Below are 25,955 nucleotides of genomic sequence, written 5' to 3' on the forward strand. Positions count from 1 at the left end.
GAGGGGCCTCCCCTTCCGGGTCCCGGGCCTCCCTGGGGCGCCGGGGTCGTGCTCAGTGGTGCAGGGCCTCCTGCCGGTCGGGCACGTGTGTGGCGATCACTCGCGCGGGCCCGGCCGGCTGCTTCGCGCGGCGCCGGTCGACCGCGTACGCCGCGCCCGCCACCCCGATCCCCAGGACCGCGAGCCCGGCTCCGGCGGTCGCCGGTGCGGTCGCGCCGAGGCCCGCCGCCAGGGCGAGTCCGCCGATCCACGCGCCGCCCGCGTTGGCGAGGTTGAAGGCGGCCTGGTTGGCGGAGGACGCGAGGGAGGGCGCGGCGGCGGCCTTCTCCATGACCATGAGCTGGAGGGGCGAGCCGGTGACGAAGGCGGCCGTGCCGAGCAGCACCACCGCCAGGGCCGCGCTCCACTCGGTGCGCATCAGCAGCGGGAAGGCGGCGAGCACGGCGACCAGCGAGGCGAGGCCGCCGAAGAGGGTGCGGCGCATCGCGTGGTCGGCGAACCGCCCGCCGAGCAGGTTGCCGGCCGTGGCGCCGACCCCGAACAGCGCCAGCAGCGGTGTGACGCTGCCCTCGGCGTATCCGGCGGCGTCGGTGAGCATCGGCGTGATGTAGCTGTACGCGGAGAACAGGGCCGCGAAGCCGGTGACCGTGGTGCCCAGCGCGAGCCAGACGGGCAGCGGGCGCAGGGCGGTGAGTTCGCCGCGCAGACCGCCGCCCGAGGTGTGGCCGGGCGTCCGCGGGATCAGCAGGTACAGCGAGGCGATGGCGGCCAGGCCGATCGCGCTCACACCGAGGAACGTGGCCCGCCAGCCCAGGTGCTGCCCCACGAGGGTGGCGGCGGGGACTCCGGCGACGTTCGCGACGGTCAGGCCGAGGAACATCAGCGAGACGGAGCGGGCCTTGCGCTCGGGGGCGACCAGCCCGGTGGCGACGACGGCGCCGACGCCGAAGAACGCGCCGTGCGGCAGACCGCTGAGGAATCGGGCGGCGAGCAGCCAGTTCTCGTCGGGGGCGAGCGCGGAGAGCGCGTTGCCCGCGACGAAGAGACCCATCAGGGCGATGAGGACCGTGCGGCGCGGCATCCGGGCGGTGGCCGCGGCGAGCAGCGGGGCGCCGATGACGACGCCGAGCGCGTAGGCGGAGACCAGGTGTCCGGCGGCCGGGATGGAGATGCCCAGGTCGCCCGCGACGTCGGGCAGCAGGCCCATCATGGCGAACTCGGTGGTGCCGATGCCGAAGGCGCCCACGGCGAGGGCGAGCAGGGCCAGTGGCATGAGATGCCTTTCGAAGGAGCTGGGGCGGAGCGGGACGCGTACGGGCGCGGCGGTCTGCGGGAGGTCGCGCGGGTACGGGCGCGTCCGCGCACGGCGATGTGCGCGGACGGTCGGTGGAGCACCGGCTATTAAGTTTAGCCGGTGAACAAAGTCTGCCGGGCCCAGTGTTCCAGGAGGTTGAAAGGCGATTCCGGGCGGGTTAAGAGGCCGTGGCGTCCATCTTGACGCGGGCCGCGATCGGGAGGTGGTCGCTGCCGGTCTCGGGCAGGGTCCAGGAGCTGACCGGTTCGACGCCCTTGACCATGATCTGGTCGATCCGGGCCATCGGGAACGAGGCCGGCCAGCTGAACCCGAAGCCGCTGCCCGCCGCACCCTGCGTGGACCGCATCTGCGAGGTGACGGCGTTCAACGCCCGGTCGTTCATCGTGCCGTTGAGGTCACCGAGCAGGACGACCTGCTGCAGCGAGTCGTCGGCGATGGCCTCGCCCAGGGCGTTGGCGCTCTTGTCGCGCTGCCGGGCGGTGAACCCGGCCTTCATCTTCACCCGCACCGAGGGCATGTGGGCCACGTACACCGCGACCCGGCCGGCCGGCGCCGTCACGGTCGCCCGCATGGCGCGCGTCCAGCCCAGCTTGATGTCCACGGGCCGCACGTCGGTGAGCGGGTACTTGCTCCACAGCCCGACGGTGCCCTGCACCGAGTGGTACTTGTACGTGGACGCGAGCGCCTCCTCGTACACCGGCACCGCCGACGCCGTCAGCTCCTCCAGGGCGAGCACGTCGGCGCCGGAGGCGGCCACGTCCCGGGCGGTGCCGGACGGGTCCGGGTTGTCGGCGTTGACGTTGTGGGTGGCGACCGTCAGATCGCCGCCCGCGCCGGTCTTGTCGGTGAGCAGTCCGCCGAAGAGGTTCAGCCAGACCGCACCGGTCAGCACCACGGCGATCAGGGCCACGGCGGACTTCCGCACGAAGGCGAGGACCAGCAGGACCGGGATGAACACCCCGAGCCACGGCAGGAACGTCTCTGTGAGACTGCCGAGGTTGCCGATCCGGTTCGGGATCCGCGCGTGCGTCAGCATCACCAGGGCGAGCAGCAGCGCGAGGGCGGCGAGGATCAGCCCGCGCCGCCAGATGCCGCGGTCGCCGCGCCAGCCGTCGAGCAGGCGCCGGAGCCGGGAGTCTCTGCGTTCCGGCCCCCGGCCGTCGCTGCCCGTCTCCGTCATATACGCCTGCGCCATACCGTCGCCTCACAAAATGCCGTGCGCACCGTCTGCCCCTCGACTAAGACCCTAGGGGATGTCCGGTGTGGTTCTCGCCGTCCGGGACGGCCGTACAGGCAAGGGGACGTAGAACTCGGTGCCCGGAGTTCCGCATCCTGGCACGACGTGCGGCCTCTGTGACGAAACGCGCACATTCACCCCGTCAGAAACCGTTCTTGTCACGGCCGGGCGGGGCGCAGGCCCTCCAGCAGCGTGTCGACGATCCGCTCGGCGAGGTCCTCCGGGAGTTCGGTGTCCGGGCGCATGACGGAGCGGACGAGCATGGGGCCGACGAACATGTCGTTGAGGAGCTCGATGTCGACGTCGTCGCGCAGTTCGCCGTTCTGCTGTCCGCGCCGCAGCACCTCGAAGCCCATCTGGCGGCGCGGCGCTATGACCGTGGCCTCGTACGCGGCCCACAGCTTGGGGCTGGACTTCATCTGCGCGTAGACGTTGTGCAGGATCGCCGAGGAGCGGCTGACCAGACCGCGCCGGCGCAGCGACTCCAGCAGCACGACGAGGTCGTCGCGCATGGAGACGCCGTCGAGTTCGGGGTCGGCGGGCTCGGCACCGCGCAGGACGTCGACGAAGAGTTCCTCCTTGCCGCTCCAGCGGCGGTAGATCGTCGCCTTGCCGACGCCCGCGGTGCGTGCCAGCCGCTCGATGGAGATGTCCGCGAGCGGGACGCCGTCCTCCAGGAGCTTCATCACGCCCTCGATGATGGCGCGTTCCACCGCCTCGCTGCGGGGACGTCCCCGACCGGGGCACACCTGCCTGTCTCGGCTGTCCGCGAGGCTCACGTCGAACTCCGTTCCCATCGTTGACCAGGTGTCATTCTCCCCCGTTCACGGCGGTGGCGGGCCCGCGGCGCGAGGTGCCCGCCGTGGGCACCCGGGTCGGGGGTGCCCACGGTCGCGTACGCCGGTGTCAGTCCTGTCCGAGGTCGGCCGTCACCAGCTCGGCCTCGTTGCCGCTCTCCTGCGGGGCCGCGGGGCGGCCGGGCAGGAACAGCGCGACGACCACCGCGCCGATGACCGCGACACCCGCGCCGCACAGGGCGGTGACGTGCATCGCGTGCAGGAACGCGTCGTTCGCGGGGGTGACGAGGGCCTTGCCCTGCGGGCCGAGCTTGGCTGCGACACCGAGGGTGGCCTCGATGGACTCGCCCGCGGTGTGCCGCAGCGGGGCCGGGACGAGGGAGAGCTTGTCCTCGATGCCGTTGCGGTAGGCGGTGGAGAGGACGGAGCCGAGGACCGCGATGCCAAGGGCGCCGCCGACCTGGCGGAAGGTGTTGCTCAGCGCGGACGCGGAGCCGGCCTTCTCGCGCGGCAGGGCCTGCATGATGACGACGCTGGTCGGGGTCATGATGTGCGCCATGCCGGTGCCCATCAGGAAGAAGATGACCTCGAGGAGCCAGATCGGGGTGTCGGCCTCCAGCGTGGCGAACGCGGCGAGCATCGCGGCGATGATCACCAGCCCGGCCGTGCAGGTGGCGCGGTTGCCGAAGCGGTCGACGACGAGCCGGGCGCGCGGGGCGAAGATGATCTGCGCCACGGCGAGCGGGAGCATCAGCAGACCGGTCTGCAGCGGCGAGTAGCCGCGCACGCTCTGGGTGTAGAAGACGGAGAAGAAGGTCACGCCCATGAGCGCGAAGAAGACGAGCGCGATGGCCGAGATCGCGGCCGAGAAGACCTTGTTCTTGAAGTACGTGACGTCGATGGACGGGTGGTCGCTGCGCTTCTCGAACACCACGAAGCCGACGAGGACGGCGAGACCGGCGCCGATGGTCGCGAGGACCTGCGGGTCGGTGAAGTCGGCGAGCTGGCCGCCCTTGATGATGCCGTAGACGAGCAGGACCAGGCCGATGATCGAGAGGACCACGCCGACCGGGTCCAGACGGCCCGGGTTCGGGTCGCGGGAGTCGGGGACCAGCCAGATCATCAGGCCGATCGCGAGGATCACGATGGGCACGTTGATCAGGAAGACCGAGCCCCACCAGAAGTGGTCGAGGAGCACGCCGCCGGTGATCGGGCCGATCGCGATGGCGAGGCCGACGCCGCCGGCCCAGATGCCGATCGCCTTGGGCTGCTCGTCGCGTTCGAAGACGTTCATCAGGACGGCGAGCGTGGCGGGCATCACGAAGGCGGCGCCGAGGCCCATCAGCGCGCGGAACACGATGAGCTGGACCGGCGAGCCGGACTCGGCGGCCAGCGCGGAACCGATGCCGAAGACGGCGAGACCGGCGAGCAGCACCTTCTTGCGGCCGAGCCGGTCGCCGAGGAGGCCCGCGGTGAACAGGAGACCGGCGAAGACGAGCGTGTAGGCGTTGATGGCCCACTCCAGCTCACCCTGGGTGGCTCCGAGGCCGGTGGGCGCCGGGGTCGAGATCGTCTTGATCGCGACGTTCAGGATGGAGTTGTCGAGCACCACGATCAGCAGGCTCAGCATGAGCGCGCCGAGGATCGCCCAGCGGCGCCGGTGCACCGCCTCGGGTACTCGTCGTTCGAGCGGAGGAGCGGAAGTTGTCATGACGACCACATTAGAGTCATTTCGATACGGCACCGTCTCGTATCGGAAATGCTTTACGCAGACCTTACGAAGGGACCTAGGCCTTCGGACGGAGGCGGGCGCTGCGGGCCTCCGGGCGGACGGCCGGGGCCGGCGGACGGACAGGTGCCGGCGGACGGGCGGAAGCGCGACGCGGAGTGGCTTGGCACGGAGGGGCGTGGCATGGAGGGGCGCGGCGTGGCGTGAACGACACCGCGTCCGACGGGCCCGGTCTAGCCGCGCGTAGCACGAGGTGCCACCATGGAGGTGATCCGGGGACGCCGTCAGGGTGCCTCGAGATGACATAAGGAGCCGTTGCGATGACGCAGCTTTCGGCTGCCCAGAAGCAGCCTGCGGAGGGTGTCCTCAAGGCCACCGGCAGCAAGGCGCTGTACGGGGGCAAGAGCACCCGCCGTATCACGGTGCGCGACATCACCGCCGCCAAGGAGCGCGGCGAGAAGTGGCCCATGCTCACCGCCTACGACGCGATGACCGCGTCCGTCTTCGACGAGGCCGGCATCCCGGTCATGCTCGTCGGCGACTCGGCTGGCAACTGCCACCTGGGCTACGAGACGACCGTCCCGGTGACCCTGGACGAGATGACCATGCTGTCCGCCGCCGTCGTCCGCGGCACCAGCCGGGCCCTGATCGTCGGCGACCTGCCCTTCGGTTCCTACCAGGAAGGCCCGGTGCAGGCGCTGCGCTCGGCGACCCGCCTGGTCAAGGAGGCCGGGGTGGGCGCGGTGAAGCTGGAGGGCGGAGAGCGCTCGCACCGCCAGATCGAGCTGCTGGTGGAGTCCGGCATCCCGGTGATGGCGCACATCGGCCTGACCCCGCAGTCCGTGAACGCCATGGGCTACCGCGTCCAGGGCCGGGGCGAGGAGGCCGCGCACCAGCTTCTGCGGGACGCCAAGGCGGTCCAGGACGCGGGCGCCTTCGCCGTCGTCCTCGAACTGGTCCCGGCGGAGCTCGCCGGCGAGGTCACGCGCACCCTGCACATCCCGACGGTCGGCATCGGCGCGGGCCCCGAGACCGACGCCCAGGTCCTGGTGTGGACCGACATGCTCGGTCTGACCGGCGGCAAGGTGCCGAAGTTCGTCAAGCAGTACGCCGACCTGCGCGCCGTCATGGGCGACGCGGCGAAGGCGTTCGCCGAGGACGTCGTCGGCGGGAACTTCCCGCTGGAGGAGCACTCCGTCCACTGACACCCCGGGTTCCGGGGCTCTGAGCCACTGCGGCACCGTGGACAACCCGCCGATCTTCCCCCGTCGGCGGGTTGTCGCCGTTCTCGCGTCCTGCCCGCGGGTTGTCGCCGTTCTCGCGTCCTGTCGGCGGGAGGCCCCCGCACCCCGCCTCCAGCCTCGTCCGCCCCGCCCGTCCTGCCGGTTCCGTCCGTCCGGTCCGTCCTGTAGGCGGGTTGTCGGCGTTGTTCGCGTTCTTGTCGGCCGACTGTCGACGACCTATCGGTAACGCTCGGATTCTGTAGGCGGCCTGTCGGTCGTTTGTCGGTGGCGGCTGGCACCTTGATGGACATGACGCGAATCGACAACACGCCCCGGCAAGCTGCGACCGGCCGCAGCGCCGTCACCGTACGGGGGCTGGTCAAGCACTACGGCGAGACCAAGGCGCTGGACGGGGTCGACCTGGAAGTGCGCGAGGGCACCGTCCTCGGCGTACTGGGACCCAACGGCGCCGGCAAGACCACCCTCGTCCGCTGCCTGTCCACCCTCATCACCCCCGACGCCGGCACGGCCACGGTCGCCGGCTTCGACGTGCTGAAGCAGCCCCGGCAGCTCCGCCGGGTGATCGGCCTCACCGGCCAGTACGCCTCCGTCGACGAGAAGCTCCCCGGCTGGGAGAACCTCTACATGATCGGGCGGCTGCTCGACCTGCCCCGCAAGGAGGCCCGCCGGCGCGCCGACGAGCTCCTGGAGCGCTTCTCCCTCACCGAGGCCGCCAAGCGCCCGGCGTCGACGTACTCCGGCGGTATGCGCCGCCGGCTCGACCTCGCCGCCTCCATGATCGGCAGCCCGGCCGTGCTGTATCTGGACGAGCCGACGACCGGCCTCGACCCGCGCACCCGCAACGAGGTGTGGCAGGAGGTCAAGCGCATGGTCGCCGACGGCGTCACCGTGCTGCTCACCACCCAGTACATGGAGGAGGCCGAGCAGCTCGCCTCCGAGCTGACGGTCATCGACCGCGGCAAGGTCATCGCCAGCGGCCGGATCGACGAGCTGAAGGCCCGCGTCGGCGGCCGGACGCTGCGGATCCGCCCGGTGGACCCGCTGCAACTGCGCCCGCTGGCCGCGATGTTCGACGAGATGGGGCTCACCGGCCTCGCCACGACGATCGTGGACGCCGAGACCGGCAGCGTCCTGGTCCCGATCCTGAGCGACGAGCAGCTCACCGCCGTCGTCGGCGCGGTCACCGCGCGCGGCATCACCATCGCCTCCATCTCCACCGAACTGCCCAGTCTGGACGAGGTGTTCCTCTCCCTCACCGGCCACAAGGCCAGTGCCCCGCAGGACGAGACCCCCGCCCGCGCCTACGAGGAGGTCTCCGCATGAGTACCGCCACCGTCGAAGCCCCCCTCACCATCGAGGCCGACCCCCGCATCTCGCTCCGCGCGCACGCCCGCCACACCGGTGCGCTGATCCGCCGCAACCTGCTGTGGATCCGCCAGGACCCGGAGTCGATGTTCGACGCGATCCTGTTCCCGGTCATCTTCACGCTGCTGTTCGTCTACGTCTTCGGCGGCTCCATCGGGCAGTCGCTCGGCGGCGGACAGGAGGCGTACGTCCAGTACGTCGTGCCCGGCCTGATGGCCATGATGGGCATGAACATGGCCCAGGGAGTGGGCACGGGCTTCAACACCGACTTCAACTCCGGTGTGATGGACCGGTTCCGGTCCCTGCCGATCGGGCGCGGCTCGGTGCTGTTCGCCAAGATCGCGGTCGAGGTGATGCGGATGCTGATCGCGACCGCGATCCTCATGATCGTCGGTGTCCTGGTCGGCTTCCACATCACCAACTGGCCCGGCCTGTTCGCCTCGGTGGGCCTGTCGGCCATCTTCGGTTCGGCCCTCATGTGGGTGTTCCTCACCCTCGGCGTGATCATGAAGAGCGCGCAGTCCGTGCAGGCCATGGGCTTCCTGGTGCTGATGCCGCTCCAGTTCGGCTCGTCGATCTTCGCGCCGACCAAGTCGATGCCGGGCTGGCTGCAGAACTTCACCGAGTACAACCCCCTGTCGTCCCTCGCGGACGCGGCACGCGGGCTGATGGTGGGCGGTCCGGTCGCGCACGGCCTGTGGGTGACGCTCGCCTGGTCGCTGGCCCTCACCCTGGTGATGGCGCCCGTCGCCATCCACAAGTTCCGCACCAAGAGCTGACGTCCGGGCACGGACCCGGCCCCGCCGACCGGGGCCGGGGAGCGCCGGTTCGCGTCCGCGCCTCAGACGAGGGCGGTGGCCTCCTCCAGGGAGAGGCCACCGCCCTCCGCGTGCGCCGCCTCGAACGCCGCGTCGCCGAGCAGGGCCCGCGCGCCCGACTCGGCCTGCTCACGCGTCTCCACCTCCATGGGACCGGGAACGTGGCCCGGCGGCAGCAGGGCGTCCGCGGCGCCGAGGAGACGGGCCGCGTCCGTCGCGCGACAGCCGCCGTCCAGACCGTTCAGGGCGATGGCGGCCGTGGTCAGATGGGCGGAGGGCATGTGCGGGGCGATCATCCGCGACAGCCGGTCCACGGCGTTCAGCGCCCGGCGCACCTTGTCCAGGGCGCTCTCGCACCGCCCGTCGATCGCGTCCAGCCAGGCCTCCACCCCGAGCATGAACCCGTCGAACAGGACGAAGGAGGCGGCCCCGAAGTCCTGGCGGAGCAGCCGTATCTGCTCGCGCGCCTCGTCGGTCCTGCCGGTGCGGCCGAGCCAGGTCGCGAGGAAGAGATGGGCCGCCGGCATGGCCTCGTTGTGGGCGCCGTGCCCGGTCGCGAGGACGCCGCGGATCATCCGCTCGCCCCGCTCGGCCTCCCCCAGCTCCATGTACATGCTGCCGAGCCGGACGCTGAGCACCGCCGTCTGGGCGCGTGCGCCGAGCCGCTCGGCGTACTCCGCCGCCTCCGCGTAGTCCGCCGCGGCGGCCCGGAAGTCGCCCTTGCGCTCATGGGCCTCCCCGCGCGCGGAGAGCGATTCGGCGGCGCCCCACGCGTCCCCGAGGCGTCCGAAGAGCTCCAAGGCCTCGTCGGCGTCCACGGTGGCGTCGCCGGCCATGTCGGCGCGGTTGGCGAGGATGTTGGCGCGCATCTGCAGGGAGGTGGCCAGCTCCCAGTCGTAGCCGAGTTCGCGGCAGGTGCTGACCGTCTTGTTGATCACCTCGGTGAACCGCTCCATCGTGCCGGTGAGCAGCACGGCGTAGAACCAGAGGTAGCCGGGGGTGCGGCAGGTCTGCGGCATGCCGGGCTCGTACGTCATGCTGATCGCGCGGAGCTTCTCCTGGGCCTGCGGGGTCTGCCAGGCGCCCATGTCCATGTCCATGTAGGCGAGATGGACGAGGTGGACACCGCGCCGGGCCTCCTGGAGGACCTCCTCGCGCATGGGCGGCGGGAAGTCCGTGCAGCGCTCGTACAGCGGGGTGGCCGGCCGCACGGGCGGGGCGAAGGGGTCGGGTCCGAGGGTCATGACCTCCATGGACCAGGCCCGGGCGTCGACGCGCTGGTCGCGGATCTGCCAGTACCAGGCCAGCGAGTGGACCATGCACAGCGCCTCCTGCTCGTCGCGCTCGGCGACGGCGTGCCGCAGGGCGGTGCGCAGGTTCTCGTACTCGCGCTCGATGCGGTCGATCGCGGCGCGCTGGCCCGGGCCGCGCAGCAACGGGTCGGTGGTGCGGGCGAGTTCGCGGTAGTACGTGAGGTGGGCGTGCTCCGTGGCCTCGCGGGCGCCGGACTCGTCGAGGCGTTCGCGCGCGTACTCGGCGACCGTCTCCAGCAGCCGGTAGCGCATCTCGGTGTCCCCCTCGCCCGAAGGGGCCGCGACGACCAGGGACTTGTCGACGAGCGAGCCGAGGACGTCCAGCGCGGCCGGACCGCAGACGGCCTCGGCGGCGGCCAGGTCGCAGCCGCCCGCGAACACCGACAGCCGTCCGAGGGTGTCCCGTTCGGCCTCGTCGAGCAGATCCCAGGACCAGTCGACGACGGCGCGCAGGGTCTGCTGGCGGGGCAGCACCGTACGGCTGCCCGAGGTCAGCAGCCGGAACCGGTCGTCGAGCCGGTCGGCGATCTGGCGCGGGGTGAGCATCCGCAGCCGGGCGGCGGCGAGTTCGATGGCCAGTGGGAGACCGTCGAGACGCCGGCAGATCTCGGCCGCCGCCTCGGGGTCGTCCTCGACGCGGAAGCCGGGCCGGGCGGCTGCTCCCCGGTCGGCGAGCAGCCGCAGCGCGGAGGGTTCCGGCAGCGGGTCCACCGGGCGCAGCAACTCCCCCGGCACGCCGAGGGGTTCACGGCTGGTGGCCAGGACGGTCACGCCGGGGCAGCGTTCGAGCAGGGCCTCGGCGAGGTGTGCGGCGGCGTCGACGACGTGTTCGCAGTTGTCGAGGACGATCAGCATCCGGCGTTTGGCGCAGTGTTCGGCGAGCCGGGTGAGCGGGTCGTCGTGCCGGTCGGCCACGGCGCGCATCTCCTCGGCACCGGCGCCGCGCAGGACGGTCTCGCGGGCGCCGACGGCGGTCAGGACGGCCTCGGGGACGGCCTTCGGGTCGTCCACCGGCGCCAGCTCGGCCAGCCACACGCCGTCCCGCGGCGCGGGTGCCAGGGCCTCGGCCGCCTCCTGCGACAGCCGGGTCTTGCCCGCCCCGCCGGGCCCGAGCAGGGTCACGAGCCGGGCCGTGGAGAGGTCGCCCCGGATGGCATCGATGTCTTTCTCCCGCCCCACGAAGGACGTGAGCCGGGCCCGGAGGTTGCCGGGCGGCGGCGGGACGACGGGGCGGACGTGCGGGTCCGACGCCGGGTCCGGGGCCCGCCCGGCCCGGTCCCCGGAGGGGCGGGGGACTTCCGGTACCGGGTGTCCGGCGAGCCCGGTGTCCGGGGCGCCGGGGCGGGCGAACGCGCCGGAACCGCGGCCCACGGGCGGCGCGGTGGCGGGGTCGGCGGCCGGGGAGTGGGAGCCGTGGGCGGACGCGGAGGCCGCGGCCGAGGTTCCGGAGGCCAGAACTCCGGCACCGGAACGTCCATCGGTCCCGCCGGACCCGCCGGTCCCATCGGTCCCATCGGTCCCACCGGTCTTGGCCCTACCGCCGGCCTCGACCCTCCCGCCGGACCCGGACCGTTCCCGAGACCCGGAACCCGCCCGAGGACCAGGACCGTCCCAGGCCTCAGGGCCGCTCACGGTCCCGGAACCCTCGAAGGGCCCGAAGGCGCTCCGGGCCACGGAACCGTGGGCTCCGGGACGGTCCCCGGGGCCGTTCAGCAGCTCGGTGTGCAGGGAGCGCAGTTCGGGGCCCGGGTCCGAGCCCAGACGGTCGGCGAGGAGGGTGCGTACGGATTCGTAGGCGGCGAGGGCCTCGGCGGGCCGGCCCGCGTCGCGCAGCGCCCGCAGCCGCAGGACGTGCAGCGGCTCGTCGAGCGGGTGCAGATCGCAGAGGGCGGTGAGCTCGGGCAGGGCCTGCTCGGCGTCGCCGAGGGCCAGGGCCGCGGCGAGCCGGGCGCGCCGGACGTCGAGCCGGCGGGTTTCCCAGCGGGCCGACTCGGCCGTGCGGTCCGGAAGGTCGGCGAGGGCGGGGCCGTGCCACAAGGCCAGGGCGTCGTCCAGGGCGGCGGCGGCCTTGGCCGGATCGCCGTCGGCGAGGGCACGGGTTCCCTCGCCCGCCAGCCGCTCGAAACGGTGCAGGTCGACGTCCTCGGCCACCGCCGCCAGCCGGTAGCCGCCCTCGACCGACTCGACCGCGCCCGCGCCGAGCGCCCTGCGCAGCCGCCCGACGAGCGCCTGCAGCGCGCCGGGGGCGTCGGCGGGCGGGTCGCCGTCCCAGACCTCGTCGACCAGGACGGCCGCGGAGACGGTCCGTCCGGGCCGCAGGGCGAGCACGGTGAGCAGGGCGCGCAGCCGCGCCCCGCCGACCGGGACGGGCGTGCCGTCGGGGCGGAGTGCCTGGGTGGTGCCGAGGATGCGATAGCGCACGGGGTCCATTGTCTCTGGTCATGTCAGGTGCGGGGGGCGGGTACGGGGAGTTCGGGCGGGACTCCGCCCCGGGCCCCGGTCGAACCGCTCGGGACCGCTGCCCCCGTTCCCCCACCCTCCCCGGAACCGATAGCCGATGGCGAGACGTTTTCCGTGTGAGCCCGGTACGGTCGGGCAGGCCCGAGTACACCCGTCGTCAGCCCAGCCAGTCCAGGGAGCCCCATGACCACCGCCGCGACCCGCCGCAGCGACCGGAGGATCAGCCCCGTCTTCGTCGGGATCGCGGCCGTCATGGGGGTGACCGGCTGGGCGACGTGGACCGGGTTCGCCGAGCAGCCCGGTGTGGCCGTGTTCCTGTTCGTGACGGCGGCCTGGGTCGTCTCGCTGTGCCTGCACGAGTACGCGCACGCCCGCACCGCCCTGCACAGCGGTGACATCTCGATCGGCGCCAAGGGCTATCTGACCCTGAACCCGCTGAAGTACACCCACGCCCTGCTGAGCATCGTGCTGCCCGTGATCTTCGTGATCATGGGCGGGATCGGTCTGCCGGGCGGGGCGGTCTTCATCGAGCGGGGCCGCATCCACGGCCGCTGGAAGCACAGCCTGGTCTCCGCCGCGGGCCCGCTGACGAACGTGCTGTTCGCCGTCGTGTGCACGGCGCCGTTCTGGCTGCACGCCCTGGACGGCGTCCCGGACGCCTTCCGCTACGCGCTGGCGTTCCTGGCGCTGCTCCAGGTCACGGCGGCGATCCTGAACTTCCTGCCGGTCCCGGGCCTGGACGGCTACGGCGTGATCGAGCCCTGGCTGTCGTACGGCGTCCGCCGTCAGGTCGAGCCCTTCGCGCCGTTCGGACTGCTCGCGGTGTTCGCGCTGCTGTGGATCCCCTCGGTGAACCGGGAGTTCTTCCACCTGATCGACACGATCCTGGGCGGCCTCGGCATCGACGGCCGCGACAGCGACTGCGGACAGTGGCTCTACCGCTTCTGGGAGCCGAACAACGACATCTGCCTGAAGTCGTGACCGGGCGGGCCGGGACCGCCGTCCCGGCCGGTCGCTACGCCCTGCCGCGCCGCGCGTAGTACCAGGTCATGTTCGAGGACAGGCCCGCCAGCAGCACCCATACGATGCCCAGCCAGCTTCCCTGGACGAACGAGACGACGGCCGCGGCCACGGAGAGGACACAGACGGCGAGGGCGTAGAGAGCGAGGCGGGGCATGGGGTCGGCTCCTGTCGGGGGGACACTGCTTCGCATCAGTGTCCCCCACGCACCCCGCACGTCCGCCACCCACGCCCCGTACGTCCGTGGCCCGCGGCCCTCACGTCCGTGGCCCGCGGCCCGTATGCGTCCCGCGCGGCCTATACGTCCGTGACCCGCAGGCCGGCGTGTGCCTTGTAGCGGCGGTTCACCGAGATCAGGTTGGCGACCAGGGCCTCCACCTGGTGCGCGTTGCGCAGCCGGCCGGAGAACACGCCCCGCATGCCGGGGATGCGGCCCGCGAGGGCCTGGACGATCTCGACGTCCGCCCGCTCCTCGCCGAGGACCATCACGTCGGTGTCGATCTCCTCGATCTCCGGGTCGGCGAGCAGCACGGCGGAGAGGTGGTGGAAGGCCGCGGTGACCCGGGAGCCCGGCAGCAGGGCGGCGGCCTGTTCGGCGGCACTGCCCTCCTCCGGCTTCAGCGCGTAGGCGCCCTGCTTGTCGAAGCCGAGCGGGTTGACGCAGTCGACGACGAGCTTTCCGGCCAGCTCCTCGCGCAGCGATTCGAGGGTCTTGCCGTGACCCTCCCACGGCACGGCGACGATCACGATGTCGCTGCGCCGCGCGGTCTCCGCGTTGTCGGCGCCCTCCACACCGTTGCCGAGTTCGTCGGCGGCGGCCTGCGCGCGGTCGGCGGCGCGCGAGCCGATGATCACCTTCTGGCCCGCCTTGGCGAGCCGGTAGGCGAGGCCCTTGCCCTGCGGACCGGTGCCGCCGAGCACGCCGACAACGAGCCCGGACACGTCGGGCAGGTCCCAGGGGTCCTTGGCGGGGGCCTTCTGTGCACTGTCAGTAGAGGTCATGGGCCGACTTTACGTGCGCGGGCCGCGCCGGGGCGCCCGGGGCGGCCGAGCTCTGCGGGTGAGGACGGTCACCCGAGCGCGGCCACCGGGACACGCCGGAAGGTGATCGTCTCGTACGCGCCGAAGTCGCCCGTCTCGTAGAGGAGTCCGACCGTGTCGGTGTCGACGCGGACCAGGTCGGAGTACGCGGCGGGCAGTCCGTCCACGGTGTGCGCGGACCGCCAGGTGGTGCCTCCGTCGGCCGAGACGCGGACCGTCATCAGGGCGCGGAACTCGGGGTCGGCGGGCCCGGAGTACAGGAGCAGGTCCGGGTCGCGGAGCTGGAGCAGGCTGCCCTGGACGACCGGGGTGACGAGCCCGGCCTGCGGGCGGAAGGGCTTGACCAGGGTTCTGCCGCCGTCCAGGGAGTGGGCGTCGGCGCGGTTGCCGGGCGACGGGGAGTCGTTGCGGGTGTTGAAGTAGACGCGGCCGTCGGGGAGTTCGGCGGCGGTGGTCTCGTTGGCGTTGATGTACCCGTTGGTGTTCTCGTCGATGTAGCCGAGGTACCAGGTGGCCCCGCGGTCGTCGCTGAGCAGACAGTGCCCGCTGTTGTACTTCGCCTCGGTGCCGTTGTCGGTGCCGGTGGGCGGCAGGGTGTGGTTGCCGGGGACGACCACCCGGCCGGAGCCGAGCTGGAGGGCGTGCCCGGGTGTGGTGGCGTACCAGCGCCAGCCCGCCTTCTTCACCTGTGCGGTGATCTCCTTGGGGGCGGACCAGGTGCGTCCTTCGTCGTCGCTGTGCTGCACCCAGACGCGACGGCCGTCGGCGGCCTTCACCTTGCCGCGCAGCAGGGCGTCCTCGGTGGCGGAGGCGGCGCTGCGGACGTGGACGAGCAGGACGCGGCCGGTGTCGAGGGTGACGGGCGCGGGGTTGCCGGCGAGGTCGGTGCCGTTGTTCGCGACGACCTGGAGCGGGCCCCAGGTCCGGCCGCCGTCCATGGACCGCTTGAGCACGACGTCGATGTGTCCGTGGTCCTTGGCGGAGCCGACCCGGCCCTCGCAGAACGCCAGCAGGGTGCCGCTGCGGGTGGCGACGACGGCGGGGATCCGGAAGCTGGCGTAGCCCTCGCGCCCGCCGCGGAAGGGAACGCTCACCGCCGTGTCGGCGACCGCCCCCGTGTCGGTGACCGCGCCAAGACCCGCGCCCGTCGCCGTGCTCGTGTCCGTACCCGCCTCCGTGCCCGCCTCCGTGCCTGTCCCGGTGCCGGTCGGTCCGTCCGTCCCGGTGCCCGTCGCTGCGCTCGGCTGTGTCATGGCCGGCTCCCTGCTGCGGTCGCTTGTGGGGTCGTCGGTGCGGACTTCTGCCCAACTTGGGCGAATTCGTGGTGAACTCCGGGTCACGAGTGGCCCGTTGCGGCAGGATGCGGCCATGGATGCCGTACGGGTCGCATTGCTGCGCGAGGTGCTTGCCGGGACCGAATGGCTGGGTGCGACACGACGGTTCGGGGGAACCCTGCGGGGGTCCGTGGTGTCGCACGGCGGCGGCCTGCTGCTGGTCGGTTCCGAGGCGTACGAGCCCTGGCACCTCGCGGCGCACCTGGTGGACGAGGCGGCCTGGTCGGGCACGCCGGAGCTGTCGCCGACCCTGGTGCGGCACGGGGCGCGGGAATCGGACCCGGCTCACCTGGCGGTGGGCCTCGGGCGGATCGAGGCGGCCCGCCGCGGGGAGACGCTGCTCGTGGTGACGCCGCAGGCGCCCGGGGACGCGCTGCTGGAGCGGGTGCACGACGCCCGGCGGGCCGGGGCGACGGTGCTCACCCTGTCCCAGGGTGAGGGCGAGCTGTCGGCGCTGGCCCACGAGTCGCTCGCGGTGCCGCCGGACCCCGAGCTCGACCTCGACACCGTGCAGCATCTGGTCAGCGCGGCGGCCGGGGAGAACGCGCTGCCCTCGCCCCGGGGCCGCCACCGCCTCCGCGACCGCCTGTCCCGCCTCGCGGACCAGCTCACGGCCCCGCCGACCTACCGGTGGTAGCGGGGCGCGGCCGCCTCAGTCGTCCTCGGTGCCCGGGGCCTGGTCCGACTTGTCGTGCCACTTCGGGTCCGTCTCCCATTCGAGGTTCCGCTCCCGCGCGAGGTCCATCGCGCGTTCGGCCTCTCCACGGGTGGCGTACGGGCCGAAACGGTCCTTGCCCGGGCAGTCGGGGCCCTCCTCGACCTTCTTGTGTTCGAGGCAGTAGAACCACTCGCCGGGCTTGCCGACCGTCCGCTTCTTGAACAGGGCCATCACCAGCTCCTTTCGCCAGAGACATGTTCCCCCATGCCCGCTGGTTAGACTCGCTGCCATGTCTGGCCAGTCGCTGCTCGTACCAGGGGAGCTTTCTCCCACCCGCCCCGTGCCGGGAAACATCAGGCGTCCCGAGTACGTGGGGAAGCCCGCCCCCACGCCGTACACCGGACCGGAGGTGCAGACCCCCGAGACCATCGAGGCGATGCGGGTCGCCGGGCGGATCGCCGCGCAGGCGATGGCCGAGGCCGCGAAGCTCATCGCGCCGGGCGTGACGACGGACGAGCTGGACCGGGTGGCGCACGCCTACATGTGCGACCACGGCGCCTACCCGTCGACCCTCGGCTACCGCGGCTTCCCGAAGTCGCTGTGCACGTCGGTCAACGAGGTCATCTGCCACGGCATCCCCGACTCCACGGTGCTGCGGGACGGCGACATCGTGAACCTCGACGTGACGGCGTACATCGGCGGGGTGCACGGCGACAACAACGCGACCTACCTGGTCGGCGACGTCGACGACGAGTCGCGGCTCCTCGTGGAGCGGACCCGGGAGTCGCTCGACCGCGCGATCAAGGCGGTCAGGCCGGGGCGCCAGATCAACATCATCGGGCGGGTCATCGAGTCGTACGCGAAGCGCTTCGGGTACGGGGTCGTGCGTGACTTCACCGGGCACGGGATCAATTCCTCGTTCCACTCCGGGCTGATCGTCCCGCACTACGACAACCCGCACGCGACCACCGTCATGCAGCCCGGGATGACCTTCACCATCGAGCCCATGCTCACGCTCGGTACGCACGACTACGACATGTGGGACGACGGGTGGACCGTCGTGACGAAGGACCGCAAGCGCACGGCCCAGTTCGAGCACACCCTCGTCGTCACCGCGAGCGGCGCGGAGATCCTCACCCTGCCGTGACCGCCGGGAGTTGCCGCGACCACCGAACCCGCCCTGTCCACAGGGCGGGTTTTCGCATGTGGGCCCGGCCGCCGATCGGGGTACGGTTTTACCGACAGGGCGTCGGGAAAGCTCTTGACTTAGGTAAGCCTAACCATAGAAGATTCGACTGATCCCGCAACGGCTCGCGCCCCACCTCATCGGCTCCGGAGGCCCCATGAACGCGTCGGACACGTCGCACACCGCGTCGGACACGACGAGCACGCCGGACACCACGGACCCGGCGGGCACACCCTTCTCGACCCTCATCCGCACCGCGTCGCACGAACAGCACACCGAGGCGGAGACCTCGACGTTCATGAGCGACCTGCTCGGCGGCCGGCTCGGCGTCGAGGCGTACACGCGGTACACCGAGCAGCTCTGGTTCGTGTACGAGGCGCTGGAGGCGGAGGCCGAGCGGCTGGCCGGCGATCCCGTGGCCGGGCCCTTCCTGCGGCCCGAGCTGCTGCGCCGCACCGCCCTGGAGCGCGACCTCGCCCACCTGCGGGGGCCGGACTGGCGCGAGACGCTCACCGCGCTGCCCGCCACCCGCGCGTACGCGGACCGGGTCACCGAGTGCGCCCGTGAGTGGCCGGGCGGCTACGTGGCCCACCACTACACGCGCTACCTGGGCGATCTCTCCGGCGGCCAGATCATCCGCGGCAAGGCGGAGCGGACCTGGGGCTTCAGCCGCAAGGGCGACGGGGTCCGCTTCTACGTCTTCGAGGACATCTCCAACCCGGCCGCGTTCAAGCGGAGCTACCGCGAGCTGCTGGACGGGGTCCGGGCCGACGATCTGGAGAAGCAGCGGATCGTGACGGAGTGCAAGCGGGCGTTCGCCCTGAACACCGGGGTGTTCAGGGCCCTCGGTGAGGAGTTTCCGCTCACCGCGTGAAGGGTCGCCCCGGGCGCGGGGCAGTTACCGCGCCCGCCCTCGACCGCCGGAGTGCTCCGGGGGCTTTACCCCCGAATTCCCCCGGGGAGGGACTGGCCCCGTCCGTGCGCCTGCGGCCGGTGGGGGCTGGTCGCGCAGTTCCCCGCGCCCCTGAGGGGCGCGGGTGTGGGCCCGGGATGCGACGCCGACCCGGCCCTGAGGGGCGCGGGCCCGGCGTTGCCGGCGGATCCCTGCCCCGAGGGGCGTGGGCCCGGGTCCGGTATCGGTTGGTGCCGCTTCAGCGTTCCAGGCGGACTCGGCCGCCCATCTCCACCCAGTCGCCCGGCTGTGGTGCGGTGAGGATCTGGGAACCGACGCCCTGGGTGATGTTGAGGGCCCTGCCGAGCTGCCGGGTCAGCAGCAGTGCCGCCGCCCCGGTGGCCTCGTCCTCCTCGATGCCGTCGTTGCGGCCGGGGAAGGCACGGGCCCGTACCCGGCCGGCGGCCTCGTCCTCCCAGGCCCAGGCGTAGATCCACTCCCCCGACGGCGGCACGGCCAGCGCCTCGACCTCGGCCGCGGTCCCGTGCCGCCGCAGCGTCCTCGGCGGTGCCCACTCGGCCCGTGCCTCGATCCAACTGAACTCGCCGTCCAGCCGTACGCCCACCACGCCTGCGGGCGTGACCAGTTCGGGCACGTCGAGCAGCCAGCCCACCCCGACGCACGGGTGTCCGGCGAACGGCAGCCGCAGCGAAGGGGTGTAGATGTCGATGACCCCGCGCTCGGGGTCGTCGACGAACACGGTCTCGCTGAAGCCGAGTTTCGCTGCGAACTCCTGCCGTTCGGCGCGGTCCGGCATCACCGAGCCCTCGCGCACGACACCGAGCTCATTGCCATACCCGCCGCCTGGTCCGCAGAAGACCCGCAGCACGTCGTAGTCAGTCACTCCGGCATTCAAACATTCATCCGCCTCGTCGGTGGCCCGCACAACCGGACCGCCCACCTCCGAAAGCTCCCTGATCATCGGGAACGCTGTCGGAGGCGGGCGGTCCGGGTGGGATCGGACCGGTCGGAGACGTCCTGTCCGGGTCGGGCACGTCCTGTCCGGTCCGACGGGGTCAGATTCTGTCCGGTCCGACGGGGTCAGATCCCGTCCGGTCCGGTGGGTCGGACGGTCCGCCGCCTGCGCATCGCGACCACCACTCCGGCGCCCGCGGCGACGGTCACCGCGGCCGCGGCTCCGAGCGCCCCGGCCGGGAGCTCCGACCCGGTGGAGGCCAGCGCACCGCCGGCCCCACCCGTGGTGGACCCGGTCGTGCCCGTGCCGCCCGTGGTGCCCGACGACGTACCCGAGCCGTCCGAGCCCGCCCCGGAACCGGATCCGGAGTCCGAGCCGCCGTCTCCGTCCGGGAGCTGGGCGTCGTCGCTCAGCGCCACCGAGAGGCCGACCGGGTCGAGTTCGGTGCCCTCGGTGTAGAAGCCGCCGAACGCCTCGGCGCCGGCCTTGGTGAGTTTGGCGGTCACCCCGTCCAGAGTGATCACGTCGTCCGTCGCCTTCAGGTCGGCGCTGTTCGTGCTCAGCTCGGCGAGGACGACGTCGTCGGAGGCCTTGCCGAGGCTGTCGACGTCGGCGGTCAGCTCGCCGGAGCCGCCGTCGAGCTCCACGCCGAGGTCACTGAGGGTGAGGTCGAGACCGTAACTGCCGTTCGCCTCATGACCCTTGAAGTTGACCGCGCCCTTGAAGGACGCCGAGAGGGTGTCGGCGTCGGTGTCGTAGGTGCCGGTGGCGTCCGGGAAGGTGAAGGCGCCGTTGCCGGCGGCCTGCGTGGCCCCGCCGGACGCGGTGATCCTGCCCTGGGCGGCACCGTCGACGACGTACGTACGGAAGGACTGCTTCACCCCCCAGCCGAGGGTGCCGTCCGCTATCTCGCCCCGCGCGGCGGCGCCGGTCTCCGAGGCCGAGGCGCTCGGGCTCGCACTGCCCGAAGCCGGGCCGGAGGGAGACGCGGACGACGAGGGGGAGCCCGAGGGGGAGGTGGAGGCGGACGTGGACGACGTCGGTTCCGGGGACGCGGAGCCCGTCGCGGTCGACGACGGGGTCGCGCTCGGTGTCCCGGTCGGCGACGGCGTCTGGGTCGCGGCCGGCTTCTGCGTCACGGTGAGGGGGTCGCCCGCGGCGCCCTCGTAGCCCGCGCTGCCGAGGACGGTGGCCGCCTCCTTCGTCAGCCTGGTCTCCATGTCCGTCATCGTGCGGGTCACGGTGACGTCCGCGAGCGGGACGTCGTTCCGCGTCGTGCCGCCGCTCGTCACATCGGCGGTGATCTCGGCCGCCGCGCTGTCGAATCTCACGTCCGACAGGGTGAGTTCGAAGCCGTGCAGCGTGGAGGCGATCTTCAGACCGCCCGCGAAGCCGAGCCGTACGGCGTGGGTGTCGGAGTCGTACGTCCCGCTGCCGTCGGGGAAGGTGAACGGGCCGTTGCCGGCCGCCTGCGTCGCCCCGCCGGCCGGGGTGAAGGAACCGGCCGCCATCCCGGTCACGTACGAGCGGTAGGACTGCTTGATGCCCCAGGTCAACTCGTAGTCCTTGAGCGGCGCTTCGGCGGCCGAGGCGCTGGTCACGGCGAGGGCACCGGCCCCCAGGGCGACCGCGACGGCGGCGGCGAGTGCGAGAGGGCGGCGGCGAAGGGCGGACATGGTCGTGGGTCTCCTCGAGGTTCGGGGCAGGTCGGGTTCAGGGTGGGGAGTTCGGGTCAGGTCGGGTTCAGGGGTCCGCGGGGTCCGGGGGCAACCCCGGTTTGCGGGTGAGGGGTTGGAGGGGGGCAGGAGGTGGGGGCGGCGGGTGAAGGGCGCCGGGGTCAGCCGGTGCGGGTACGGCGCCTGCGGACGAGCCCGAAGGCGGCCGCGGCCGCGAGCAGGGTCCCGGCGGCGAGGCCGATCGGCAGGGCCGATCCGCCGACCGGGCCGCCGTCGGCGGCGTTCTCGGTACGGGACGCGGCGGCGGCCTTCGCGTCAGGTGCGGTCGACGTGCTCGGCGCCGGCGAGGGGGACGCGGACTCGCCGAGGTCGGGCAGGGCGGGGAGCCGCGCATCGTCCGAGAGGGCGATGGACAGGGTCACGGGGTCCATCGGCGTGCCCGCGCGGTACATCCCGCCGAACGCCTTCGCTCCGCTCGCGGTCAACTCGCTCGGCGCTTCGGTGACTTGAAGCAGCCCGTCCTCGGGTGCCAGATCCTTGGCGGCGAAGGTCACGAGCGGGACCTTCTTCCCGGTGAGGTCCGCGCTCGTCACGTCGGCGTAGAGCGTGCCCCTGCCGTCGGCGACGGTGACCCGCAGTCCGCCGAGCCGGAGGTCGAGTCCGTGGCGGCCGGTGAAGCGCAGGGTTCCGTCGAAGCCGGCCTTCAGGACGCGCTTCCTCCTGTCGTACGTGCCCTCGCCGTCCGGGAAGCGGAAGAGCGCGCCGCCGTCCCGGGCTCCGGCGGTCAGCGTCCACCTGCCGTCGGCGACGGGCCCGGTGACGTACTCGCGGAAGGTGCGGCGCACACCCCAGTCGACGGCTCCGTCCTCGATCGCGCCCGCCGCCTTCCCCGCCTTCTTGGCCGGGGACGTGGAGGGCGCGGCGGTGGGTGTGGCCGACGGCCGCGCCGGGGCCGGCACGTCCGCCACCAGGCTCACCGGGTCGAGCGCGGTGCCCGCCGTGTAGTAGCCGGCGAAGGACCGGGCGCCCTGTGAAGTGAGCGTGGCCGGGAGGTTGTCGAGCCGAACCGCCGTGCCGCCGCCCTTCATGTCGATGCCGCCGAGGGAGAGGGCGGCGAAGGGCACCGCCGTGGACGTCGTGACCGTCCCGGTGCCCTTCGCCTTGCTGGTGATGTCGACGTAGAGGGTGCCGCGACCGCCGGAGACGCGGACGGTGGGGCGGCTGATCGTGAGGTCGAGTTCGTGGCCGCCGTCGCTCTTGCGGTGTCCCACGAAGCGGACTCCGCCGGAGTAGGCGGCGGTGAAGGCGCCCGTGCCGCCGTCGTAGGAGCCGGTGGCGGAGTGGAAGCGGAACCGGCTCGCGCCGACCGTGGCCGCACCGCCGGTGAGGGAGTAACTCCCCTTCGCGATGGGCCCGGTGACATAGCTCTGGAAGGACGACTTGATGCCCCAGTCGAGCCGGCCGCCCCGCACCGTGCGGCTCGTCGCGTGCGCGGCGGTGGCGGTGAGCAGCGCTCCCAGCACGGCCACGCAGACCACGGCGGCCCCCAGGGCCCTCGAACGCGCGGTCATGGGTGTCCTCCGGATTCCGGGGTCGGGAGAACCCCTGGTGACTTAGGTAAGGCTAACCTAAACTATCGACCGGACGTGCTGGAAGAGGACCGAGAGGAACAACGGGACAGTGCAACGCTTGCGCACACGAACGGCGGGGGCGCTGCTGTCGGCGCTCGCCCTCACCCTCGCCCTCACCGGATGCGGGGGCCCCGGCGGCCCCGCTCCGACGGCGGCGACCGGGACGGCCGGGACGAACGGGTCGGACGCCACCGACCGCGTCGAACCCCTGGCGTCCCCCGGAACGCCCCGACTCCCGGTCACGGTGCGGTCGTTCGGCGGAAAGAGGACGACCGTCGAGAAGGCGGACCGGATCGTCCCGCTGTCCGGCAGCCTCAGCGAGATCGTCTTCACGCTCGGGCTCGGCGACCGGGTCGTGGCCCGCGACATCACGGCGACCTTCGAGCAGGCGAGGAGACTGCCCCTCGTCACCCGCAACCACGACGTCTCCGCCGAGGGCGTGCTCTCGCTCCACCCCGACCTCGTCCTCGCCGAGTCGACGACCGGACCGGACGAGGCCGTGCAGCAAATCCGCGACGCCGGTGTCCCCGTCCTCGTCGTCGCCCCGGCGCACGGCCTCGCCGACGTGGGCACGCGCATCCGGGCGGTGGCCGACGCGCTCGGCGTACCGGCGGCGGGACAGCGGCTGGCCGAGCGGTCGCGGGACCGGATCGCCGCCGTGCGCAAGGCGGTTCCGGCCCACGCGGACCACCCGCGCGTCGCCTTCCTCTACCTCCGCGGCTCCGCCTCCGTCTATCTCATCGGCGGCCGCGGCTCGGGCGCGACCTCGCTGCTGGAGGCGGCGGGGGCGGTCGACGCGGGGGCCGAGTCGGGACTGGACAAGGACTTCACCGCCATCACCACCGAGGCGCTCGTGCGGGCCGCGCCCGACGCGATCCTCGTGATGTCCAAGGGACTGGCGTCCGTCGGCGGGACCGACGGGCTCGTCAGGATCCCCGGGGTGGCACAGACCCCGGCCGGGGCGAACCGGCGGGTGGTCTCCATCGAGGACGGGGTGCTCCTCAACTACGGGCCGCGCACGGACCAGGTACTCGAGTCGCTGGTACGGCAGTTGTACGGGGAGACCCGATGACCGCGCTCGACCGCCCGGCACCGGAAGCACCCACCGATCCGGCTCGCGGACCGGGACCTGAACCGGCTCGCGGACCGGAGACAGATCCCGGCACCGAACCGGCCTGCGGACCCGGCACCGATTCCGGCACCGAACCGGCTCGCGGACCCGGCACCGAACCGGTCGCCGTCGCCGCTTCGGCCGCCGAACCGGACACGGCATCCGTCGCCGGCAAGGCGCCCGTCGCTCCCGGCCGCGGACGGATGCGCCGCGGCACCCCCTGGCTCCTGACCGCCGGACTGCTCGCCGCCCTGCTCGTCCTGGTCCCCGTGGCCGCGGGACTCGGCGCGTATCCGATCCCGACCGGCGACGTGCTCGCCTCCGTCGCGCATCGCGCCGGTCTCGGGGGCACCGCGCTGGACCGGGTCCCGGAGTCGGTCCTGTGGGACGTGCGCTTCCCGCGGATCGTGCTCGCGCTGCTCATCGGCGGCTCGCTGGGCTGCGCGGGCGCCCTCATGCAGGGCGTGTTCGGCAACCCGCTGGCCGAACCGGGCGTCATCGGCGTCTCGTCGGGCGCGGCCGTCGGCGCCGTCGCCGCCATCGCGCTCGGCCTCGACTTCCTCGGCACCTTCACCGTCCCGGCCGTCGCGTTCGTCACGGGTCTGGCCGCGGTCCTGCTGGTCTACGCGATGTCCCGCTCCGGCGGACGCACCGAGGTCGTCACACTGATCCTCACCGGGATCGCCCTGAACGCCTTCACCGGCGCCCTGATCGGGCTGTTCCTGTTCTTCGCGGACTCCGCCGCCGTCAGCCAGATCACCTTCTGGCAGCTCGGATCGCTGGCCCAGGCGACCTGGCCGAAGGTCCTCGCGGTCCTGCCCTGCGCCGCCATCGGCCTGACGCTGGCACCGCTGTACGCCCGCCGGCTCGACCTGCTGGCCCTCGGCGAACGCCCCGCCCGGCACCTGGGCGTCGACGTCGAACGGCTGCGGCTCGTCCTCGTGCTGGTCATCGCGCTGCTCACGGCGGCGGCCGTCAGCGTGTCCGGGATCATCGGCTTCGTCGGTCTCGTCGTACCGCATCTGCTGCGCATGGCGGCCGGACCCGGTCACCGCTTCCTGATCCCGGGCAGCGCCCTCGGCGGCGCCGCCGTACTGCTCGCGGCCGACCTCGCCGCCCGGACCCTCGCGCAGCCCGCCGAACTCCCCCTCGGTGTCCTCACCGCGCTGCTGGGCAGCCCGTTCTTCCTCTGGCTGCTGCGCAGGACCCGTCGCAAGCAAGGAGGCTGGGCATGAGACCCACTCGACGCAACGGCACCAGGCGCCCGCTGCTCCCGCGTTCGGTGCGGCCCGTGCCGCCGTCCGCGCCCGATCCCGGTGACGTCCTCGCCGAGACCGAGGGCCTGCGGGTCCGGCTCGGCGGCCGGGAGGTGCTGCGCGGTGTCGACGTCACCGCCCGCGCGGGCGAGGTGCTCGCGCTGGTCGGGCCCAACGGGGCCGGAAAGTCGACCCTGCTGGGCGCGCTGGCGGCCGATCTGCCCGCCGCGGAAGGGGTCGTACGGGTCCACGGGCGTCCCGTGCGGGACTGGTCCGCCGCCGAACTCGCCCTGCGACGGGCGGTGCTTCCCCAGTCGGCGACGCTCTCCTTCCCGTTCACCGTGGAAGAGGTCGTCCGGATGGGACGGGCGCCCTGGGCCCACGTCCGGCGGGACGACGACGCCGCGGTCGGCGCGGCGATGGCGGCCACCGAGGTCACCGCGTTCGCGGCCCGCCCGTTCGGCGCGCTCAGCGGCGGGGAGCGGGCGCGGGTGGCGCTCGCCCGGGTGCTCGCGCAGCGCGCTCCGCTGCTGCTGCTCGACGAGCCGACCGCCGCACTCGACCTGCGGCACCAGGAGTTGGTGCTGCGGGTGTGCCGGGACAGGGCGCGCGCCGGTGACGCGGTGGTCGTGGTGCTGCACGATCTGGGGCTGGCGGCGGCCTACGCGCACCGGGTCGCGATTCTGTGCGCCGGTCGTGTCGCGGCCCACGGCCGGCCGGTGGAGGTCTTCACCGACGGGCTGTTGACGGACGTGTACCGGCAGCCGGTCGAGGTGTTGCCGCACCCCAGGACCGGCGCCGCGCTCATCACCCCGAAACGCGACGAACCGCTCCCCTTGACCTCCCCTTGACGATTCCATGGGGTGCGTTTTGAGTCACCGTGATCAAGCCGTTCC

General features: G+C 72.7%; 22 protein-coding genes. 10 read left to right on the forward strand and 12 right to left on the reverse strand.

The features are described from left to right. Window positions 1-52 precede the first annotated feature (52 nt). From ACZ4TO_RS11300 to ACZ4TO_RS11315, 4 genes are all read right to left on the reverse strand, one after another. The gene (locus ACZ4TO_RS11300) at window positions 53-1,273 is read right to left on the reverse strand and encodes an MFS transporter (RefSeq protein WP_468024030.1); all 1,221 of its coding nucleotides are present in this window, start codon (window positions 1,271-1,273) and stop codon (window positions 53-55) included. A 199-nt stretch (window positions 1,274-1,472) separates the two neighbouring features. Beyond that, complete coding sequence (locus ACZ4TO_RS11305) at window positions 1,473-2,510, reverse strand: endonuclease/exonuclease/phosphatase family protein (RefSeq protein WP_382781321.1); 1,038 nt, start codon at window positions 2,508-2,510, stop codon at window positions 1,473-1,475. 200 nt (window positions 2,511-2,710) lie between these two features. After that, window positions 2,711-3,331 carry a TetR/AcrR family transcriptional regulator gene (locus ACZ4TO_RS11310; protein WP_382781324.1) on the reverse strand — a complete coding sequence of 207 codons (621 nt, stop codon included), beginning with the start codon at window positions 3,329-3,331 and terminating at the stop codon, window positions 2,711-2,713. Between the two features lie 127 nt (window positions 3,332-3,458). Then, window positions 3,459-5,060 (reverse strand): MFS transporter, encoded by a 1,602-nt coding sequence (locus ACZ4TO_RS11315; RefSeq protein ID WP_468024031.1) that lies wholly within the window; start codon window positions 5,058-5,060, stop codon window positions 3,459-3,461. Window positions 5,061-5,398: 338 nt separating this feature from the next. Between ACZ4TO_RS11315 and panB the strand changes: the two genes are divergently transcribed. The 3 genes from panB (at window position 5,399) to ACZ4TO_RS11330 (ending at window position 8,466) form a co-directional block, all read left to right on the forward strand. Further along, window positions 5,399-6,283: a 3-methyl-2-oxobutanoate hydroxymethyltransferase gene (panB, locus tag ACZ4TO_RS11320; protein WP_382781329.1), complete on the forward strand. Its 885-nt coding sequence runs from the start codon at window positions 5,399-5,401 to the stop codon at window positions 6,281-6,283. A gap of 327 nt (window positions 6,284-6,610) precedes the next feature. Beyond that, window positions 6,611-7,645 (forward strand): ATP-binding cassette domain-containing protein, encoded by a 1,035-nt coding sequence (locus ACZ4TO_RS11325; protein ID WP_382781332.1) that lies wholly within the window; start codon window positions 6,611-6,613, stop codon window positions 7,643-7,645. Beyond that, a complete protein-coding gene (locus tag ACZ4TO_RS11330; RefSeq protein WP_382781335.1) occupies window positions 7,642-8,466 on the forward strand; it encodes an ABC transporter permease in 825 nt (274 codons plus the stop codon). The genes ACZ4TO_RS11325 and ACZ4TO_RS11330 overlap by 4 nt, the downstream gene beginning before the upstream one ends. Window positions 8,467-8,528: 62 nt before the next feature. Here the strand turns inward: ACZ4TO_RS11330 and ACZ4TO_RS11335 are convergent, their stop codons facing one another. Then, on the reverse strand, window positions 8,529-12,248 hold the full coding sequence (locus tag ACZ4TO_RS11335) for an AfsR/SARP family transcriptional regulator (RefSeq protein WP_468024032.1): 3,720 nt from the start codon (window positions 12,246-12,248) through the stop codon (window positions 8,529-8,531). Between the two features lie 213 nt (window positions 12,249-12,461). Between ACZ4TO_RS11335 and ACZ4TO_RS11340 the strand changes: the two genes are divergently transcribed. After that, window positions 12,462-13,259: a site-2 protease family protein gene (locus ACZ4TO_RS11340; RefSeq protein ID WP_382781341.1), complete on the forward strand. Its 798-nt coding sequence runs from the start codon at window positions 12,462-12,464 to the stop codon at window positions 13,257-13,259. Between the two features lie 34 nt (window positions 13,260-13,293). Here the strand turns inward: ACZ4TO_RS11340 and ACZ4TO_RS11345 are convergent, their stop codons facing one another. The 3 genes from ACZ4TO_RS11345 to ACZ4TO_RS11355 form a co-directional block, all read right to left on the reverse strand. Then, window positions 13,294-13,455, reverse strand: a complete 162-nt coding sequence (locus tag ACZ4TO_RS11345) for a hypothetical protein (RefSeq protein WP_167455616.1) — start codon at window positions 13,453-13,455, stop codon at window positions 13,294-13,296. A 140-nt stretch (window positions 13,456-13,595) separates the two neighbouring features. Continuing rightward, window positions 13,596-14,300, reverse strand: coding sequence for an NADPH-dependent F420 reductase (npdG, locus tag ACZ4TO_RS11350; protein ID WP_355762364.1), 705 nt, complete (start codon window positions 14,298-14,300; stop codon window positions 13,596-13,598). A 68-nt stretch (window positions 14,301-14,368) separates the two neighbouring features. Next, window positions 14,369-15,592, reverse strand: a complete 1,224-nt coding sequence (locus ACZ4TO_RS11355; RefSeq protein ID WP_468024033.1) for a sialidase family protein — start codon at window positions 15,590-15,592, stop codon at window positions 14,369-14,371. A 115-nt stretch (window positions 15,593-15,707) separates the two neighbouring features. On the opposite strand from ACZ4TO_RS11355, the gene ACZ4TO_RS11360 reads away from it, so the two are divergent. Continuing rightward, window positions 15,708-16,310: a hypothetical protein gene (locus ACZ4TO_RS11360; protein WP_468024034.1), complete on the forward strand. Its 603-nt coding sequence runs from the start codon at window positions 15,708-15,710 to the stop codon at window positions 16,308-16,310. Between the two features lie 15 nt (window positions 16,311-16,325). Here ACZ4TO_RS11360 and ACZ4TO_RS11365 read toward each other — a convergent pair whose 3' ends face one another. Then, the gene (locus ACZ4TO_RS11365) at window positions 16,326-16,562 is read right to left on the reverse strand and encodes a hypothetical protein (RefSeq protein ID WP_382781352.1); all 237 of its coding nucleotides are present in this window, start codon (window positions 16,560-16,562) and stop codon (window positions 16,326-16,328) included. 58 nt (window positions 16,563-16,620) lie between these two features. Here ACZ4TO_RS11365 and map point away from each other — a divergent pair, with 58 nt between their 5' ends. Continuing rightward, entirely contained in the window at window positions 16,621-17,478 is an 858-nt protein-coding gene (gene map, locus ACZ4TO_RS11370; RefSeq protein WP_382781355.1) for a type I methionyl aminopeptidase, read from the forward strand. Between the two features lie 196 nt (window positions 17,479-17,674). Then, the gene (locus tag ACZ4TO_RS11375; RefSeq protein WP_468024035.1) at window positions 17,675-18,391 is read left to right on the forward strand and encodes a biliverdin-producing heme oxygenase; all 717 of its coding nucleotides are present in this window, start codon (window positions 17,675-17,677) and stop codon (window positions 18,389-18,391) included. A gap of 277 nt (window positions 18,392-18,668) precedes the next feature. On the opposite strand, the gene ACZ4TO_RS11380 is transcribed toward ACZ4TO_RS11375, so the two are convergent. The 3 genes from ACZ4TO_RS11380 to ACZ4TO_RS11390 all read right to left on the reverse strand — a co-directional run bounded on the left by ACZ4TO_RS11380 (window position 18,669) and on the right by ACZ4TO_RS11390 (window position 22,632). Then, on the reverse strand, window positions 18,669-19,313 hold the full coding sequence (locus ACZ4TO_RS11380) for a PhzF family phenazine biosynthesis protein (protein WP_382781360.1): 645 nt from the start codon (window positions 19,311-19,313) through the stop codon (window positions 18,669-18,671). A 197-nt stretch (window positions 19,314-19,510) separates the two neighbouring features. After that, window positions 19,511-21,061 (reverse strand): HtaA domain-containing protein, encoded by a 1,551-nt coding sequence (locus ACZ4TO_RS11385; RefSeq protein WP_468024036.1) that lies wholly within the window; start codon window positions 21,059-21,061, stop codon window positions 19,511-19,513. A 161-nt stretch (window positions 21,062-21,222) separates the two neighbouring features. Beyond that, window positions 21,223-22,632, reverse strand: a complete 1,410-nt coding sequence (locus tag ACZ4TO_RS11390) for an HtaA domain-containing protein (RefSeq protein WP_468024037.1) — start codon at window positions 22,630-22,632, stop codon at window positions 21,223-21,225. A 118-nt stretch (window positions 22,633-22,750) separates the two neighbouring features. Between ACZ4TO_RS11390 and ACZ4TO_RS11395 the strand changes: the two genes are divergently transcribed. The 3 genes from ACZ4TO_RS11395 to ACZ4TO_RS11405 all read left to right on the forward strand — a co-directional run bounded on the left by ACZ4TO_RS11395 (window position 22,751) and on the right by ACZ4TO_RS11405 (window position 25,910). Then, the gene (locus tag ACZ4TO_RS11395) at window positions 22,751-23,764 is read left to right on the forward strand and encodes a heme/hemin ABC transporter substrate-binding protein (protein WP_468024038.1); all 1,014 of its coding nucleotides are present in this window, start codon (window positions 22,751-22,753) and stop codon (window positions 23,762-23,764) included. A 242-nt stretch (window positions 23,765-24,006) separates the two neighbouring features. Continuing rightward, window positions 24,007-25,038, forward strand: a complete 1,032-nt coding sequence (locus ACZ4TO_RS11400) for a FecCD family ABC transporter permease (RefSeq protein ID WP_385042294.1) — start codon at window positions 24,007-24,009, stop codon at window positions 25,036-25,038. Next, window positions 25,035-25,910, forward strand: coding sequence for a heme ABC transporter ATP-binding protein (locus tag ACZ4TO_RS11405; RefSeq protein WP_468024039.1), 876 nt, complete (start codon window positions 25,035-25,037; stop codon window positions 25,908-25,910). Before ACZ4TO_RS11400 ends, ACZ4TO_RS11405 begins: the two co-directional genes overlap by 4 nt. Window positions 25,911-25,955 lie beyond the last annotated feature (45 nt).

It is taken from the genome of Streptomyces sp. NPDC028298, assembly GCF_055565895.1.

Bases quoted from the DNA above. Each gene is read 5' to 3' on its own strand.
- ACZ4TO_RS11355 (WP_468024033.1), bottom strand. From the start codon at position 15,592: ATGACACAGCCGAGCGCAGCGACGGGCACCGGGACGGACGGACCGACC.
- ACZ4TO_RS11330 (WP_382781335.1), top strand. From the start codon at position 7,642: ATGAGTACCGCCACCGTCGAAGCCCCCCTCACCATCGAGGCCGACCCC.
- ACZ4TO_RS11300 (WP_468024030.1), bottom strand. From the start codon at position 1,273: ATGCCACTGGCCCTGCTCGCCCTCGCCGTGGGCGCCTTCGGCATCGGC.
- ACZ4TO_RS11305 (WP_382781321.1), bottom strand. From the start codon at position 2,510: ATGGCGCAGGCGTATATGACGGAGACGGGCAGCGACGGCCGGGGGCCG.
- ACZ4TO_RS11400 (WP_385042294.1), top strand. From the start codon at position 24,007: ATGCGCCGCGGCACCCCCTGGCTCCTGACCGCCGGACTGCTCGCCGCC.
- ACZ4TO_RS11385 (WP_468024036.1), bottom strand. From the start codon at position 21,061: ATGTCCGCCCTTCGCCGCCGCCCTCTCGCACTCGCCGCCGCCGTCGCG.
- ACZ4TO_RS11360 (WP_468024034.1), top strand. From the start codon at position 15,708: ATGGATGCCGTACGGGTCGCATTGCTGCGCGAGGTGCTTGCCGGGACC.
- ACZ4TO_RS11315 (WP_468024031.1), bottom strand. From the start codon at position 5,060: ATGACAACTTCCGCTCCTCCGCTCGAACGACGAGTACCCGAGGCGGTG.
- ACZ4TO_RS11345 (WP_167455616.1), bottom strand. From the start codon at position 13,455: ATGCCCCGCCTCGCTCTCTACGCCCTCGCCGTCTGTGTCCTCTCCGTG.
- ACZ4TO_RS11405 (WP_468024039.1), top strand. From the start codon at position 25,035: ATGAGACCCACTCGACGCAACGGCACCAGGCGCCCGCTGCTCCCGCGT.
- panB (WP_382781329.1), top strand. From the start codon at position 5,399: ATGACGCAGCTTTCGGCTGCCCAGAAGCAGCCTGCGGAGGGTGTCCTC.
- ACZ4TO_RS11390 (WP_468024037.1), bottom strand. From the start codon at position 22,632: ATGACCGCGCGTTCGAGGGCCCTGGGGGCCGCCGTGGTCTGCGTGGCC.
- map (WP_382781355.1), top strand. From the start codon at position 16,621: ATGTCTGGCCAGTCGCTGCTCGTACCAGGGGAGCTTTCTCCCACCCGC.
- ACZ4TO_RS11335 (WP_468024032.1), bottom strand. From the start codon at position 12,248: ATGGACCCCGTGCGCTATCGCATCCTCGGCACCACCCAGGCACTCCGC.
- ACZ4TO_RS11340 (WP_382781341.1), top strand. From the start codon at position 12,462: ATGACCACCGCCGCGACCCGCCGCAGCGACCGGAGGATCAGCCCCGTC.
- ACZ4TO_RS11325 (WP_382781332.1), top strand. From the start codon at position 6,611: ATGACGCGAATCGACAACACGCCCCGGCAAGCTGCGACCGGCCGCAGC.
- npdG (WP_355762364.1), bottom strand. From the start codon at position 14,300: ATGACCTCTACTGACAGTGCACAGAAGGCCCCCGCCAAGGACCCCTGG.
- ACZ4TO_RS11375 (WP_468024035.1), top strand. From the start codon at position 17,675: ATGAACGCGTCGGACACGTCGCACACCGCGTCGGACACGACGAGCACG.
- ACZ4TO_RS11365 (WP_382781352.1), bottom strand. From the start codon at position 16,562: ATGGCCCTGTTCAAGAAGCGGACGGTCGGCAAGCCCGGCGAGTGGTTC.